We start from the raw sequence: 14,737 nt of genomic DNA on the forward strand, positions 1-14,737 counted from the left end.
GCGAGGCTTGCCCGCGAAAGCGGAGTGTCATTCAACGCTGATGCCGACTGGCACTCCGCTTTCGCGGGCAAGCCTCGCTCCTGCAAAGGTTAAAGCCATCTTGAGCTATCGGGTCAACGCGCTATGCTGCCGACATTGCCCATGATCGAGATCATTGCCATGTCCGCTCCCAGCATGACCTTATTCCACAACCCCGCGTCGCCCTTCGTTCGCAAAGTCATGGTGCTGCTGCACGAAACCGGTCAAATGAACCGAGTGGCGCTGCAAGCCAGCCAGCTCACGCCGGTCAGCCCGGATCAGGCCCTCAACAAAGACAACCCGCTAGGCAAGATTCCAGCCCTGCGCCTGGCCGACGGCAACGTGTTGTATGACAGTCGGGTGATTCTCGACTATCTCGATTACCAGCACGTCGGCAACCCGCTGATTCCTCGTGAGGGCTCGGCGCGCTGGCGGCGTCTGACCCTGGCCTCGCTGGCCGACGGGATCATGGATGCCGCGGTGATGGTTCGCTACGAAGTGGCCCTGCGCACCCCGGAAAAGCACTGGGACGAATGGCTCGACAATCAGCGCGACAAGATTCGTCGCGCGCTGGCATCACTGGAAGCCGACGCGATTGCCGAGCTGACCAGCCATTTCGATGTGGCGGCGATCAGTGTGGCCTGTGCCTTGGGTTACCTGGATCTGCGCCATCCGGATCTGCAATGGCGCAAAGACAATCCGAAACTGGCGGACTGGTATTTTGAGGTGAGTCAGCGGCCATCGATGATTGCGACGATGCCCAAGGCCTAGGTCTTTACTGACCCCAGCAGCCTCATCGCGAGTATCAGCAGTCGGGTTTGTCTGCCGTGAAACGCCGTGCCGGATTCACCGCCGCACCGAATTCACGCAGTGCTTTGGCGCCGATCAACAGTGGGTAATTGAAGCTGCTGCGGTCGGTGAGATTGACTTCGACGGTGCGCTTGACGTTGCCCAGGCACAGCTCCAGATCGACCACCGGGCGCTTGGTGGGTTCGATCGCTTCCTTGTCATCGTCGTCTTCTTCGGCGCGGGTCTTGATCTTGCTGATCCGCGCGACCTTGTGTTCGTAGACCTTGTTGCTCGCGCCTTTGGTGGCGAGGCGGAAACGCACCCATTCGTCGCCGTCGCGGGTGAAGGTTTCGATGTCCTTGGCCGACAGGGATGCGGTCAGGGCGCCGGTGTCCATTTTGGCCTTGAGGACTTCGCCGCCGATTTCCGGCAGCGCGATGTATTCGTAACGCCCGTAGAGGGTCGGTTCAGCGGCCAGGACCGGCAGGGCCACGAGGGAAAGCAGTGCAAGGAGAGATTTCACGTAACGGGCTTCCTTGAAGAGTGGGCAACGGGATTTTAGAACCCCGGCCTTTGAATTCGTTCGTTGGATGATCGTTCCCATGCTCTGCGTGGGAATGCCTCATGGTGACGCTCTGCGTCACGCTTTGGGGACGCGGAGCGTCCCGGGCTGCATTCCCACGCAGAGCGTGGGAACGATCGCTATTCAAATTCGCTCAAGCATACCGCCGCAAACGTGAAACATTCGTCACCACCGATTTGGCCTGCCGCCTGAAGCTGCTTATCATGGCGCGCCCATACGTTTTCAAGAGTGACTTATGCGCCGCCTGCTCACCGGCTGTTTCGTTACCCTGCTGCTATTGCTCAACACCCTGGTGCTGTTCGGGCCTTTGATGGTGTTCGCCGTGCTCAAACTGATCCTGCCCGGGCGCTTTCGCGATCACGCTTCGGCGGCGGTGATGTGGATTGCCGAAACCTGGGCCGAAATCGACAAGTTGATCTTCCGTCTGTGCATTCCCACCCAATGGGACATTCGCGGCGGCGATGATCTGCGCCGCGACACCTCGTATCTGGTAATCGGCAACCATCAGTCCTGGGTCGATATTCCGGCGCTGATCCAGGCGCTTAACCGGCGTACACCGTTCTTCAAATTCTTCCTCAAGAAAGAACTGATCTGGGTGCCGTTCCTGGGCCTGGCCTGGTGGGCGTTGGACTATCCGTTCATGAAGCGCTACACCAAAGCGTTTCTGGCAAAGAACCCGGAGCTGGCCGGCAAGGACCTGGAAATCACCAAAAAGGCCTGCGAGCTGTACAAGCGTCAGCCAGTGACGGTGGTCAATTATCTGGAAGGCACCCGCTACACCTCGGCGAAAAGCGCCCAACAGCAGTCACCCTTCACCCACCTGCTCAAGCCCAAGGCTGGCGGCGTGGCTTTTGTGCTGGCGGCAATGGGTGAACAGCTGGATGCCGTTCTCGATGTGACAGTGGTGTATCCACAGCAGCAGATTCCGGGGTTCTGGGATCTGATCAGCGGCAACGTGCCCAAGGTGATCATCGACATCCAGACCCGCGAACTGGACCCGGCGCTGTGGCAAGGCGATTACGAAAACGACCCGGTATTTCGCGAGAAGGTCCAGAACTGGGTCAACCAGCTCTGGATCGAGAAGGACCGGCGCATCAAGGCGCTACGCGCCGAGGGCTGATTCAGCTGCCTATACCGGTGCCGGTGTCAGTACCTATGCCGGTGCCGGTGCCAGTACCCCAGATCCCGCCAAGATTTTGCAGCAGCGAACCGGCGACGCCTTGCTGACCCAGGTATTGCAGAATCACCGGGGCAAACACGCCGATCATGCCGGTGTCCATGCCCAACGCGCTGAAGGCATTGTTCAGGTCATTGGTGTCCTTGACGTTACCCAGCAAGCCATCAAGCAACGCATTCTTGTCCGAACCCGCGCCGAGCAGCCCACCCAGCCCGTTCAGGCCACCGATGGCACTGTTGCCAGCGATCTGACTGAGGCCCGGCACGTTTTTACTCAGCTCGGAGAAGTCTTCGCCGCTGAGTTGATTCCTGGCCAGGCCCAACATCGCACCGGCACCGCCCACGGCCTGCTCCGGCGTGATATCGAGCTGCGAGCCCAGGGTATTGAGCAAACCGGCCGCCTTGGGCGCCGCCGCCACAGCGCCTTCGCCCTCATTGGTTGGGTCGCCCTGCATCGCCGAAATCACACTGGCTGCATCGCTGAGGCTGAACTGTGCAAAGGCCGGATTGGCGGCCAGCGTTGTCAACGAAACGACAGCCAGGAGCGATGCCAGCACAAAACCGCGTGAAACATTCATCCAGACATCCTCTTGTGCCATGAGAACCACCCGGGAGGGCAGCAAAACTGCCGATTTGACCGGGTATCGAGTGGCATGTTCCTCGTGTGCGCAGGCATTTTTCCTGAGATGACGACTTTTGTGGCGAAGGGGTTTGCCCCCGTTCGGCGGCGCAGCCGTCGTAAACACAGGCATTGCATGTTGTCTGACACACCGTGGGGAATGGTTTGGGATTGCTTCGCAGCCCAACGGGGGCAAGCCCCCTCGCCACAGGGTCAGTGTGACGCAAAACAAAAACGGCGACCCGAAGGTCGCCGTTTTGTTTTGCGTGAAGCCTTACGCCGCGCTGAACATCTTGTGCGGATCGATCACAAACTTCTTCGGCACGCCCGCATCGAACTCGCCATAACCACGTGGCGCGTCATCCAGGCTGATGACTTCAACACCCACGATGTCAGCAATCTTGATGCGGTCCCACATGATCGCCTGCATCAGTTGGCGGTTGTACTTCATCACTGGCGTCTGGCCGGTGTGGAAGCTGTGGGATTTGGCCCAGCCCAGGCCGAAGCGGATGCTCAGGCTGCCCATTTTCGCGGCTGCATCCACAGCACCCGGATCTTCAGTCACGTACAGGCCAGGGATACCGATTTTGCCGGCCACGCGAACCACGCCCATCAGCGAGTTGAGCACGGTGGCCGGAGCCTCGTGCTTCACGCCGGCATGGCCGTGACCGCGAGCTTCGAAGCCTACGGCATCGACGGCGCAGTCCACTTCCGGTTCGCCCAACAGTGCAGCGATTTGTTCGTGCAGTGGGGTGTCTGTCGACAGGTCGGCGATTTCGAAACCCTGAGCCTTGGCATGGGCCAGGCGGATCGGGTTGACGTCACCGACGATCACCACCGCAGCACCCAGCAGACGAGCGGAAGCGGCAGCTGCCAGGCCAACCGGGCCGGCGCCGGCGATGTACACGGTGCTGCCTGGGCCAACGCCGGCAGTCACTGCGCCGTGGTAACCGGTGGGCAGGATGTCGGAGAGGCAGGTCAGGTCACGGATTTTTTCCATGGCCCGGTCGCGATCTGGAAGTTTCAGCAGGTTGAAGTCGGCATACGGCACAAACGCGTATTCGGCTTGGCCACCGGTCCAGTCACCCATGTCGACATAACCATAGGCACCGCCCGGACGCGCCGGGTTAACGCTCAGGCAGACGCCAGTATGTTGCTCTTTGCACGAACGGCAACGGCCACAGGCTACGTTGAAAGGTACCGACACCAAGTCACCGATCTGCAGGTTCTCGACACCGCTGCCCTTCTCGATCACTTCACCTGTGATCTCGTGGCCCAGCACCAGACCGGTCTGAGCCGTGGTACGCCCGCGCACCATGTGCTGATCGGAACCACAGATGTTGGTGGAAACTACGCGCAGGATGACACCGTGCTCGATCTTCCTGCCGCGCGGGTCCTGCATTTTCGGATAGTCGATTTTCTGTACTTCGACCTTGCCAGCGCCGAGATACACCACACCACGATTGCCAGACATGCTTTCACCTCGCTGTTGTTTTTATGTAGCGGTCGCGTCGCCAGGAAGGGGCGGCACGTTGATTGCTCGGGTTGTTGCTATCTTGTGTTGTCTGTTATGCCGCCATCGCGGGCAAGCCCGCTCCCACAGTGGATCGGGGGGTACGCAAGGTCTGTGAACAACACAAAACCTTGTGGGAGCGGGCTTGCCCGCGATGGCGATCTACAGAACGACGGTGCGATTGGCGTTCAAAAACACCCGTCGTTCAATGTGATAACCAACGGCCCGCGCCAGGGTCAGCCCTTCGATATCCCGCCCTTTGGCGATCAGATCTTCGGGGTAATGACTGTGATCCACAGCCTCCACGCCCTGGGCGATGATCGGGCCTTCGTCCAGGTCGTTGTTGATGTAATGCGCCGTGGCGCCGACCAGTTTCACGCCCTTGTTGTAAGCCTGGTGATAGGGCTTGGCACCCTTGAAACCCGGCAGCAGGGAGTGATGAATGTTGATTGCCTTGCCGTCGAGTTTGCGGCACAGCTCCGGCGACAGAACCTGCATGTAACGGGCAAGGATCACCAGTTCGGCACCGGCCTCCTCGATCACCTGCCAGACCTGACGCTCCTGGGACGGCTTGTCGTTCGGGTCCAGGGGAAAGTGGTAATACGGAATCTGATGCCAGTCAGCCAACGGCTTGAGGTCCGGATGGTTGGAAACCACGGCGACCACGTCCATCGACAACTGGCCGATGCGCTGGCGGTAGAGCAAGTCGTTGAGGCAGTGATCGGCCTTGGAGACCATGATCACCACTTTGGGCCGGTGATGCGGCGGGGTCAGTTCAAAGACCATCCCGAAGGCGTCACCGCGTTCCGCCAGACCCGCGCGAAAGGCTTGTTCGTCAAAGCCGTCGGGCTGACGGAATTCCACCCGAATGAAAAAACGACCCGAAAGCCGGTCATCAAAGGAATGGTGCTCGGTGACGTAGCAGCCCTGCTCGAACAGAAAGCGGGTCACCGCATCCACGGTGCCGAGGACGCTGGGGCAATCGGCGGTCAGAATCCATGTGTCTGGGGCGCGGCTCATAATGCGGTGACTCCTGTAGCGAAACTGATCGTTCCCACGCTCTGCGTGGGAACGCCGCCATGGACGCTCTGCGTCCGCTTTGGGACGCGGAGCGTCCCGGGATGCATTCCCACGCAGAGCGTGGGAACGATCTTTACCCTGTGTTACGCCTGGACGCTAAGCCCGTATTCAGCGGACGCATCCTGCAACCACAACCACCAGTAATCCGAGAAGCTGCGGCGGATCAGCAGTTCCCAGGTGTCTTCGGCGGTGTGGCGAATAACCAGTTGCGACTTGGCAAACACGGTGCCCACAGCCTTGCCCACCGGGAAGTTGTTGGGGTGCACGTCGTAGCTGGTGGATTTCATCAGCACTTGACGCACGTTCGGGCCGCTGAGTTCGAGGATCTGCTGGCCACCGCTGACGTTGACGATCTGGATGTGCAAGTCGCCCAGTGCCTTGCGCAGCTTTTGCTCGGCAGCAAATTCTTCGCCGGTCGGCACGATCAGCAGCCATTCATCCGGCCCCATCCATTGCAGGCTGGTTTCGCCTTTGATCACCACGGTCAGCGCGGCGGGCAGTTCCAGGCCCAGGGCCTTGTGCACGCCAGCAGCGAACGCTGGGTCATGGGCATCGCCACGGATGGTCAAGTGGCCGAGGAGTTTTTTCTCACGCACGATCACGCCGGCGTTCTTGCGGCCCTTGCCCACCAGGCTGGCGAGGTCTGCATGATGCAGCGACGACTCGGCCTTGGCCCCGGTGGTTGGGCGTTGTTGGTAAACATTGGCTGCGGTCATAAAGCACCTTTCTTTTGTTGATCGTTCCCACGCTCTGCGTGGGAATGCCGCCATGGACGCTCTGCGTCCGCTCTTGGGACGCGGAGCGTCCCGGGATGCATTCCCACGCAGAGCGTGGGAACGATCGACTTACACGTTCTGGCGATCGCCCTTCGGATCGAAGAACACCGAAGAAACGATTTCCGCCTCGATCACGCTGCCGTCGGCCAGCGGCGCAAACACCCGCTCACCCATGCGCTTCAAGCCGCCCTTGACCACACCCATGGCAAACGAATAGCCCAGGGAGTTGTGCAGGTAACTGGAAGTCACGTGACCGACCATGGTCATCGGGATGGTTTGCTTGGTGTTGAACACCAGTTGCGCCCCTTCCGGCAGCCATTTGGTCGGATCGATCGGCTTCAGGCCAACCAACTGTTTGCGCTGATCACGCACGCAGTCTTCGCGGTTCATGCCACGCCAGCCGATCCACGAGAACGGTTTGGTGCGACCGACACACCAGCCCATGTTCAGGTCGTCCGGGGTCATCGAGCTGTCAGTGTCCTGACCGACGATGATGAAACCCTTCTCTGCCCGCAGCACGTGCATGGTTTCGGTGCCGTACGGAGTCAGGTTGTACTGCTTGCCGGCCTCGACGATTTTCTCGAGTACGCCCATGGCGTAGTCGGCCTGCACGTTGACTTCGTACGACAGCTCACCGGTAAACGAAATCCGGAATACCCGCGCCGGCACACCACCGACCAGACCTTCTTTCCAGGTCATGAACGGGAAGGCTTCGTTGCTCAAGTCGATGTCAGTAACTTCGCTGAGCAGCTTGCGGCTGTTCGGCCCCGACAGGGTCATGGTTGCCCAGTGATCCGTCACGGAAGTGAAGTACACCTTCAGCTCTGGCCATTCAGTCTGATGGTAGATTTCCAGCCATTGCAGCACGCGTGCAGCGCCGCCGGTGGTGGTGGTCATCACGAAATGGTTGTCGGCCAGGCATGCAGTCACGCCGTCGTCGAACACCATGCCGTCTTCTTTACACATCAGGCCATAACGCGCCTTGCCCACGTCGAGCTTGGTCCAGGCGTTGGTGTAGATGCGGTTGAGGAACTCACGGGAATCCGGGCCCTGAATGTCGATCTTGCCCAGGGTCGAAGCGTCCAGCAGGCCGACGCTGTCGCGCACGGCTTTACATTCGCGTTTTACCGCGGCGTGCAGGTCTTCACCGTTTTTCGGGAAGTACCAAGGACGTTTCCATTGACCGACGTCTTCGAATTCGGCGCCGTTCTTCACATGCCAGTGATGCAGCGCGGTGAAGCGAACCGGCTCGAAGATGTGCCCACAGTGACGACCGGCCACGGCGCCGAAAGTCACCGGCGTGTAGTTCGGACGGAACATGGTGGTGCCCATCTGCGGGATGGTCACGTTCAGCGAACGGGCGGCGATAGCCAGACCGTTGACGTTGCCGAGCTTGCCTTGATCGGTGCCGAAGCCCAGTGCGGTGTAGCGTTTGACGTGCTCGACCGATTCGAAGCCTTCGCGGGTCGCCAGTTCGATGGCGGCAGCGGTGACGTCGTTCTGCAGGTCGACGAATTGCTTCGGCGCCCGTGCAGTGGCTTTTTCGTGAGGCACCTGGAACAGCGCCAGCGTCGGTTCTTCCAGACGGCTCAGGGCTTTCGGCAAGGTGCCTTCGACCACACTGAAACCGGCTTCGCTGGCAGCGCGAGCACCGCCTGCAAAACCATCGGCCAGCGAATCGCCGAGGCCGTAGACGCCGTTGATGCCACCCACGCATACGCGTTTCTGCGGTGCTTCGCCCGGTACGAAACCGAGGATGTCTTCACGCCAGATCGGCTTGCCGCCCAAGTGCGAGGCCAGGTGAACCACCGGGCTGTAACCGCCGGAACTGGCGACCAGGTCGCAATCGAGCCATTCGCCCGGGCTGGTCACGGTGTGTGCTTTTACATCGATCGCGGCAACGCGAGCGGCGGTGACGTGCTTGCTGCCACGGGCTTCGATCACGGCGCTGCCGGTCAGGATGCGGATGCCTTTGGCGCGAGCCTCTTCCACCAGCGCACCACGTGGGTTGCTGCGGGCGTCGGCAATCGCAACCACTTGCAGGCTGGCGTCGAGCCAATCCAGTGCCACGCGGTAGGCGTGATCGTTGTTGGTCGACAGCACCAGTTTCTTGCCCGGAGCCACGCCGTAACGACGAACATAAGTCGACACAGCACCGGCGAGCATGTTGCCCGGCACGTCGTTGTTGCCGTAAACCAGTGGACGCTCGTGAGTACCGGTCGCCAGCACTACACGCTTGGCGCGAACCCGGTGGACGCGCTGACGCACCTGGCCGATCGGGGCACGGTCACCGAGGTGATCGGTGAGGCGCTCGTGAATGGTCAGGAAGTTATGGTCGTGGTAACCGTTGACCGTGGCGCGGGGCAACAGCAGCACGTCCGGGGTGTTTTTCAGCTCGGCGATGACGCTGGCGACCCATTCGGTGGCAGGCTTGCCGTCGAGGCTTTCGCGGGAATCGAGCAGGCTGCCGCCGAACTCTTCCTGCTCATCGGCCAGGATCACACGCGCACCGCTACGGGCAGCCGCCAGTGCAGCCGCCAGACCCGCTGGGCCCGCGCCGACGATCAGCACGTCACAGTGCTGGTTCATGTAGTCGTAGGTGTCCGGGTCGTTCTCGGTCGGCGAGCGGCCAAGGCCGGCAGCCTTACGAATGTACTTCTCGTAGGTCATCCAGAACGACTGCGGATACATGAAGGTCTTGTAGTAGAAGCCCGGCGGCATCAGCTTGCCGCCGACCTTGCCGAGAATCCCCATCATGTCGTTGTTCACGCTCGGCCAGCCGTTGGTGCTGGTGGCGACCAGGCCTTGATACAGCGCTTGTTGCGTGGCGCGTACGTTAGGGATTTGCGTGGCTTCGGTCGCACCGATCTGCAGCACGGCGTTCGGTTCTTCGGCACCGGCGGCGAAGATGCCGCGAGGGCGCGAATACTTGAAGCTGCGGCCGATGATGTCGACACCGTTGGCCAGCAAGGCTGCGGCCAGGGAGTCGCCTTCAAAGCCTTTGTAGATCTGGCCGTTGAAGGTGAAGCTCAGCACTTTGTTGCGGTCGATGCGTCCGCCGCTGGACAGGCGATTGATCTGGCTCATACCTTCTCTCCCAGAGCCGTGGCGGCCGCTTTCGGGCTGTCGGTCTTGTCGGTGAACTGCGGCTTGGCGCCGATCTTGTAGGTTTCGAGAATCTCGTAGGTCACGGTGTCACGGGTCACGTTGAAGTACTGACGGCAACCGGCGACGTGGTCCCACAGTTCGTGGTGCAAACCGCGAGGGTTATCGCGGAAGAACATGTAGTCGCCCCACTCCTCGTCGGTGCAGCTGTTCGGATCCAGTGGGCGCGGGATGTGCGCCTGGCCGGATGCATGGAATTCCTCTTCGGAGCGCAGTTCGCCACAGTGAGGACAGAAGATATGCAACATAGGGATTTCTCCTGTTAGTGGGCGACTGCTGCAGCGCCGTGTTCGTCGATCAACGCACCGCTATGGAAACGGTCGATGGAGAAAGGTGCAGCCAATGGGTGCATTTCACCCTTGGCCAGGCTTGCGGCAAACACGTTGCCCGAGCCAGGTGTTGCCTTGAAGCCACCGGTGCCCCAACCGCAGTTGAAGAACATGTTCGGGACCGGGGTTTTCGAGATGATCGGGCACGCATCCGGCGTGGTGTCGACGATGCCGCCCCACTGACGGTTCATGCGTACGCGCGACAGCACCGGGAACATCTCGACGATGGCCTGGATGGTGTGCTCGATCACCGGGTACGAACCACGCTGGCCGTAGCCGTTGTAGCCGTCGATACCGGCGCCGATCACCAGGTCGCCCTTGTCGGACTGGCTGATGTAACCGTGTACGGCGTTGGACATGATCACGCTGTCGATAATCGGCTTGATCGGCTCCGACACCAGCGCTTGCAGCGGGTGGGATTCGATCGGCAGACGGAAACCGGCGAGCTTGGCCATGTGCCCGGAGTTACCGGCAGTGACCACACCGACGCGCTTGGCGCCGATGAAGCCCTTGTTGGTTTCCACACCGATGCACACGCCGTTTTCCTTGCGGAAACCGATCACTTCGGTCTGCTGGATCAGGTCCACGCCAAGTGCGTCGGCGGCACGGGCAAAGCCCCAGGCCACAGCATCGTGACGGGCCACGCCGCCGCGGCGCTGGACGGTTGCGCCCATCACCGGGTAGCGAGTGTTCCTGGAGCAGTCGAGGTACGGAATCTCGTCGGCCACCTGTTTGGCATCGAGCAGTTCACCGTCCACGCCGTTGAGGCGGTTGGCGCTGACCCGACGCTCGGAGTCACGAATGTCTTGAAGCGTGTGGCACAGGTTGTAAACGCCGCGCTGGGAGAACATCACGTTGTAGTTCAGGTCCTGGGACAGGCCTTCCCACAATTTCATCGCGTGTTCGTACAGGTGCGCCGACTCGTCCCACAGGTAGTTGGAGCGAACGATGGTGGTGTTGCGCGCGGTGTTACCGCCGCCCAGCCAGCCTTTCTCGACCACGGCCACGTTGGTGATGCCGTGTTCCTTGGCCAGGTAGTAGGCGGTCGCCAGACCATGCCCGCCACCGCCGACGATGACCACGTCATAGACCTTTTTAGGGGTCGGCGTGCGCCACATCTTCTGCCAGTTTTCGTGATGGCTGAGGGAGTGTTTGAAGAGGCCGAAGCCCGAATAGCGTTGCATAGTCATTTACTCCAAAACCGCGCTCAGCGATAAACCGGGAAGTCCGCGCACAGGGCTGCCACATGCTGCGCGACATTGGCCTCGACATCGGCGTCGCCGAGGTTGTCGAGGATGTCGCAGATCCAGCCGGCCAGCTCAACGCACTGGGCCACTTTGAAGCCGCGAGTGGTCACCGCCGGGGTGCCAATGCGCAGGCCCGAGGTCACGAACGGCGACTGTGGATCGTTCGGGACAGCGTTCTTGTTCACGGTAATGTGGGCGCGACCGAGTGCTGCGTCCGCCTCTTTACCGGTGAGGCCCTGACGGATCAGGCTGACCAGGAACAGGTGGTTATCGGTACCGCCGGACACTACATCGTAGCCGCGTTTGATAAATACGCCGGCCATCGCCTGGGCGTTATCGATCACTTGTTGCTGGTAAGCCTTGAAGCCTGGCTCCAGCGCTTCCTTGAAGCACACCGCCTTACCGGCGATAACGTGCATCAGCGGGCCGCCCTGAGCGCCAGGGAACACGGCAGCGTTGAGCTTCTTCTCGATTTCTTCGTTGGACTTGGCCAGGATCAGACCGCCACGCGGACCGCGCAGGGTCTTGTGGGTGGTGGTGGTGACCACGTCGGCGTACGGCAGCGGATTAGGGTACAGGCCGGCAGCGACCAGACCGGCAACGTGCGCCATGTCGACGAACAGCAGTGCACCGACCTTGTCGGCGATCTGGCGGAAGCGCGGGAAGTCGAGGGTCTTGGAATAGGCCGAGAAGCCGGCAACGATCATCTTCGGCTTGCACTCGACGGCCAGGCGCTCGACTTCGTCGTAGTCGATCAGACCGGTATTGGTGTCGATGCCGTACTGCACGGCGTTGTACAGCTTGCCCGAGGAAGACACTTTGGCGCCGTGGGTCAGGTGACCGCCATGGGCCAGGCTCATGCCCAGAATGGTGTCGCCGGCTTGCAGCAGGGCCAGGTACACGGCGCTGTTGGCCGAAGAGCCGGAGTGTGGCTGGACGTTGGCGTAGTCGGCACCGAACAGTTGCTTGGCGCGTTCGATGGCCAGGGCTTCCACCTTGTCGACGTGCTCGCAGCCGCCGTAGTAGCGCTTGCCTGGATAGCCTTCGGCGTATTTGTTGGTCAGGCCGCTGCCTTGCGCTTGCATCACGCGCTTGCTGGTGTAGTTCTCGGACGCGATCAGTTCGATGTGATCTTCCTGGCGTTGCTCCTCGGCATTCATCGCCGCCAGCAGTGCATCGTCGTAACCTTGGATCTGGTCTTGCTTGCTGAACATCGCGTCTCTCCCAGCGGCATCTATGCGCCATTCGTCTCGGTAAGGCCCTGGCATTACGGCAGTGCCCTTTGGAAGCGATGGTATGACCGGCGCAGACAGGTCAAATGCCTATGGACGCCACGCAAAGGTGCGTTTACGACATGGCGAGAAATGGCATGCCGAACACAACCTTCAAATCAGAAAGGATCCCTGTGGGAGCGGGCTTGCCCGCGATAGCGGTGGGTCATCTGACATCAATGCTGGATAGGATGCCGCCATCGCGGACAAGCCCGCTCCCACGGGGTTTTGCGCCCCTCTTTAGAAGCCCAGGGTCAGGCGATAAGCTGGCGCAAGGCCAGAAGCACGAGGAAATGTGCGGGATAGAGCCCATACGCCCAACGGCGCATCGGCGGCGGCCGAATGTCTTGGGCGTGTCGCAATAGCAACAGCCCCAGCAATGGCGCGATCAGACAAGCGGCAATCCCGAGGATGGCTGGATTGCTGTGAAGTCGCGCAGCGTAATACAGCACTTGCCACTGATTCGCCGCCAGGCAGACCAGCCCCGGCAGCAGGCTGAAATACCACGGGCGGTTAATCACCCACAACATCGTCAGCGGCAACAGCACGCCAAAGAAACCGAACATCAGTCGCTCCGGGAACAGTGCCGCCAACAACAAGGCACCGGCCGCCAACAGACGCGACGCAAGCATCCGGTTCTGCCAGCCAAGGGCGACCAACAGCCCCAGAATCAGCGTGGGCAACACGTTTAAGGTGTTGTGATCCGGAATGTACATCCGATAAGGGATTTCGCTGACCGCGCTAAACAGCAACAACCAACCGAAGTAGCGCCACTGCCCGTCAGTGGTTACCGGGCGAGCCCGCGACAGGTTCGCCGCCATCGCCAGGCAGAACCAGGGGAACGCCATTCTGCCCGGCACATACAGCAGATCGACGGAGTAACCGACATATCGCAGGTGATCGAGCACCATGCTCAGCAGCGCCAGCCATTTGAGCAGATCCAGCGCCCCGTCCCGTTGCGTCATGTGCATAATTGCCCGTATTTTTCTGACAGCATCATCCCGTGTGCTCTCCTGACGATCTTGGGTAAAGTGCGCACCATCATTGACCACGATGCTCTTCACCATAAGAGCCTCGACCACGGAAGCCGGCCATGACCGACAAGAGCCAACAATTCGCCAGCGACAACTATTCCGGTATCTGCCCTGAAGCCTGGGCTGCCATGGAACAGGCCAACCACGGCCACCAACGCGCTTATGGCGACGACGAGTGGACCGCCCGCGCGGCCGATCAATTCCGCAAACTGTTCGAAACCGATTGCGAAGTGTTCTTCGCCTTCAACGGCACCGCGGCCAACTCATTGGCGCTCTCTTCACTGTGTCAGAGTTACCACAGCGTGATCTGCTCGGAAACCGCCCACGTCGAAACCGACGAATGCGGTGCACCGGAGTTTTTCTCCAACGGTTCCAAGCTGCTCATTGCCCGCACCGAAAACGGCAAGCTGACGCCGGAGTCGATCCGCGAAATAGCCCTCAAGCGCCAGGACATCCACTACCCCAAACCCCGTGTCGTGACCCTGACCCAGGCCACCGAAGTCGGCAGCGTGTATACCCCGGAAGAAATCCGCGCCATCAGCGTCACGTGCAAAGAACTGGGCCTGAACCTGCACATGGACGGCGCTCGCTTCTCCAATGCGTGCGCGTTTCTTGGCTGCTCGCCAGCCGACCTGACCTGGAAGGCCGGCGTTGACGTGCTGTGCTTCGGCGGCACGAAAAACGGCATGGCGGTGGGCGAAGCGATTCTGTTCTTCAACCACAAACTGGCCGAAGACTTCGATTACCGCTGCAAGCAAGCCGGACAACTGGCGTCGAAGATGCGCTTCCTTTCGGCACCGTGGGTCGGGATTCTGGAAAACGATGCCTGGCTCAAATATGCTCGCCACGCCAACCACTGCGCACAGCTGCTGGCCGAACTGGTGAGCGACATTCCGGGCGTGGAACTCATGTTTCCGGTGCAGGCCAACGGCGTGTTCCTGCAACTGTCGGAACCGGCCATTGCCGCACTGACCGCCAAGGGCTGGCGCTTCTACACCTTCATCGGCAACGGCGGCGCACGGTTCATGTGCTCGTGGGACACCGAAGAAGAACGCGTACGGGAATTGGCGACGGATATTCGGCACGTCATGTCGACCTGATTGTACTGATCATTCCCACGCTCTGCGTGGGAATGCC

General features: G+C 60.7%; 13 protein-coding genes. 3 read left to right on the plus strand and 10 right to left on the minus strand.

Annotated features, from left to right (window positions below; translation table 11 throughout):
* The first annotated feature begins 159 nt into the window (after positions 1-159).
* Positions 160-789 (plus strand): glutathione S-transferase, encoded by a 630-nt coding sequence (locus BZL43_RS18635; RefSeq protein ID WP_095633732.1) that lies wholly within the window; start codon positions 160-162, stop codon positions 787-789.
* Between the two features lie 34 nt (positions 790-823).
* Here BZL43_RS18635 and BZL43_RS18640 read toward each other — a convergent pair whose 3' ends face one another.
* The gene (locus BZL43_RS18640; RefSeq protein ID WP_095633658.1) at positions 824-1,330 is read right to left on the minus strand and encodes an ATP-dependent zinc protease; all 507 of its coding nucleotides are present in this window, start codon (positions 1,328-1,330) and stop codon (positions 824-826) included.
* A 295-nt stretch (positions 1,331-1,625) separates the two neighbouring features.
* Here BZL43_RS18640 and BZL43_RS18645 point away from each other — a divergent pair, with 295 nt between their 5' ends.
* The gene (locus tag BZL43_RS18645) at positions 1,626-2,510 is read left to right on the plus strand and encodes an acyltransferase (protein ID WP_095633659.1); all 885 of its coding nucleotides are present in this window, start codon (positions 1,626-1,628) and stop codon (positions 2,508-2,510) included.
* 1 nt (position 2,511) lies between these two features.
* Here the strand turns inward: BZL43_RS18645 and BZL43_RS18650 are convergent, their stop codons facing one another.
* From BZL43_RS18650 to BZL43_RS18690, 9 genes are all read right to left on the minus strand, one after another.
* Entirely contained in the window at positions 2,512-3,144 is a 633-nt protein-coding gene (locus BZL43_RS18650) for a DUF2780 domain-containing protein (RefSeq protein WP_095633660.1), read from the minus strand.
* Between the two features lie 315 nt (positions 3,145-3,459).
* Positions 3,460-4,659 (minus strand): formaldehyde dehydrogenase, glutathione-independent, encoded by a 1,200-nt coding sequence (fdhA, locus tag BZL43_RS18655; protein WP_095633661.1) that lies wholly within the window; start codon positions 4,657-4,659, stop codon positions 3,460-3,462.
* A gap of 201 nt (positions 4,660-4,860) precedes the next feature.
* Positions 4,861-5,718: a formyltetrahydrofolate deformylase gene (gene purU, locus BZL43_RS18660; protein ID WP_095633662.1), complete on the minus strand. Its 858-nt coding sequence runs from the start codon at positions 5,716-5,718 to the stop codon at positions 4,861-4,863.
* 143 nt (positions 5,719-5,861) lie between these two features.
* Positions 5,862-6,494, minus strand: a complete 633-nt coding sequence (locus tag BZL43_RS18665) for a sarcosine oxidase subunit gamma (protein ID WP_095633663.1) — start codon at positions 6,492-6,494, stop codon at positions 5,862-5,864.
* A 129-nt stretch (positions 6,495-6,623) separates the two neighbouring features.
* Entirely contained in the window at positions 6,624-9,641 is a 3,018-nt protein-coding gene (locus BZL43_RS18670) for a sarcosine oxidase subunit alpha (protein ID WP_095633664.1), read from the minus strand.
* Positions 9,638-9,967: a sarcosine oxidase subunit delta gene (locus BZL43_RS18675; protein ID WP_008008142.1), complete on the minus strand. Its 330-nt coding sequence runs from the start codon at positions 9,965-9,967 to the stop codon at positions 9,638-9,640. The genes BZL43_RS18670 and BZL43_RS18675 overlap by 4 nt, the downstream gene beginning before the upstream one ends.
* A gap of 14 nt (positions 9,968-9,981) precedes the next feature.
* On the minus strand, positions 9,982-11,232 hold the full coding sequence (locus tag BZL43_RS18680) for a sarcosine oxidase subunit beta (RefSeq protein ID WP_095633665.1): 1,251 nt from the start codon (positions 11,230-11,232) through the stop codon (positions 9,982-9,984).
* 23 nt (positions 11,233-11,255) lie between these two features.
* Positions 11,256-12,509 (minus strand): serine hydroxymethyltransferase, encoded by a 1,254-nt coding sequence (glyA, locus tag BZL43_RS18685; RefSeq protein WP_095633666.1) that lies wholly within the window; start codon positions 12,507-12,509, stop codon positions 11,256-11,258.
* A 311-nt stretch (positions 12,510-12,820) separates the two neighbouring features.
* The gene (locus BZL43_RS18690) at positions 12,821-13,537 is read right to left on the minus strand and encodes a TraX family protein (protein WP_095633733.1); all 717 of its coding nucleotides are present in this window, start codon (positions 13,535-13,537) and stop codon (positions 12,821-12,823) included.
* 122 nt (positions 13,538-13,659) lie between these two features.
* Here BZL43_RS18690 and BZL43_RS18695 point away from each other — a divergent pair, with 122 nt between their 5' ends.
* Positions 13,660-14,700 carry a low specificity L-threonine aldolase gene (locus BZL43_RS18695; protein ID WP_095633667.1) on the plus strand — a complete coding sequence of 347 codons (1,041 nt, stop codon included), beginning with the start codon at positions 13,660-13,662 and terminating at the stop codon, positions 14,698-14,700.
* Positions 14,701-14,737: the final 37 nt, after the last annotated feature.

The sequence above is a fragment of the Pseudomonas sp. PICF141 genome, assembly GCF_002286815.1.
GTDB lineage: Bacteria > Pseudomonadota > Gammaproteobacteria > Pseudomonadales > Pseudomonadaceae > Aquipseudomonas.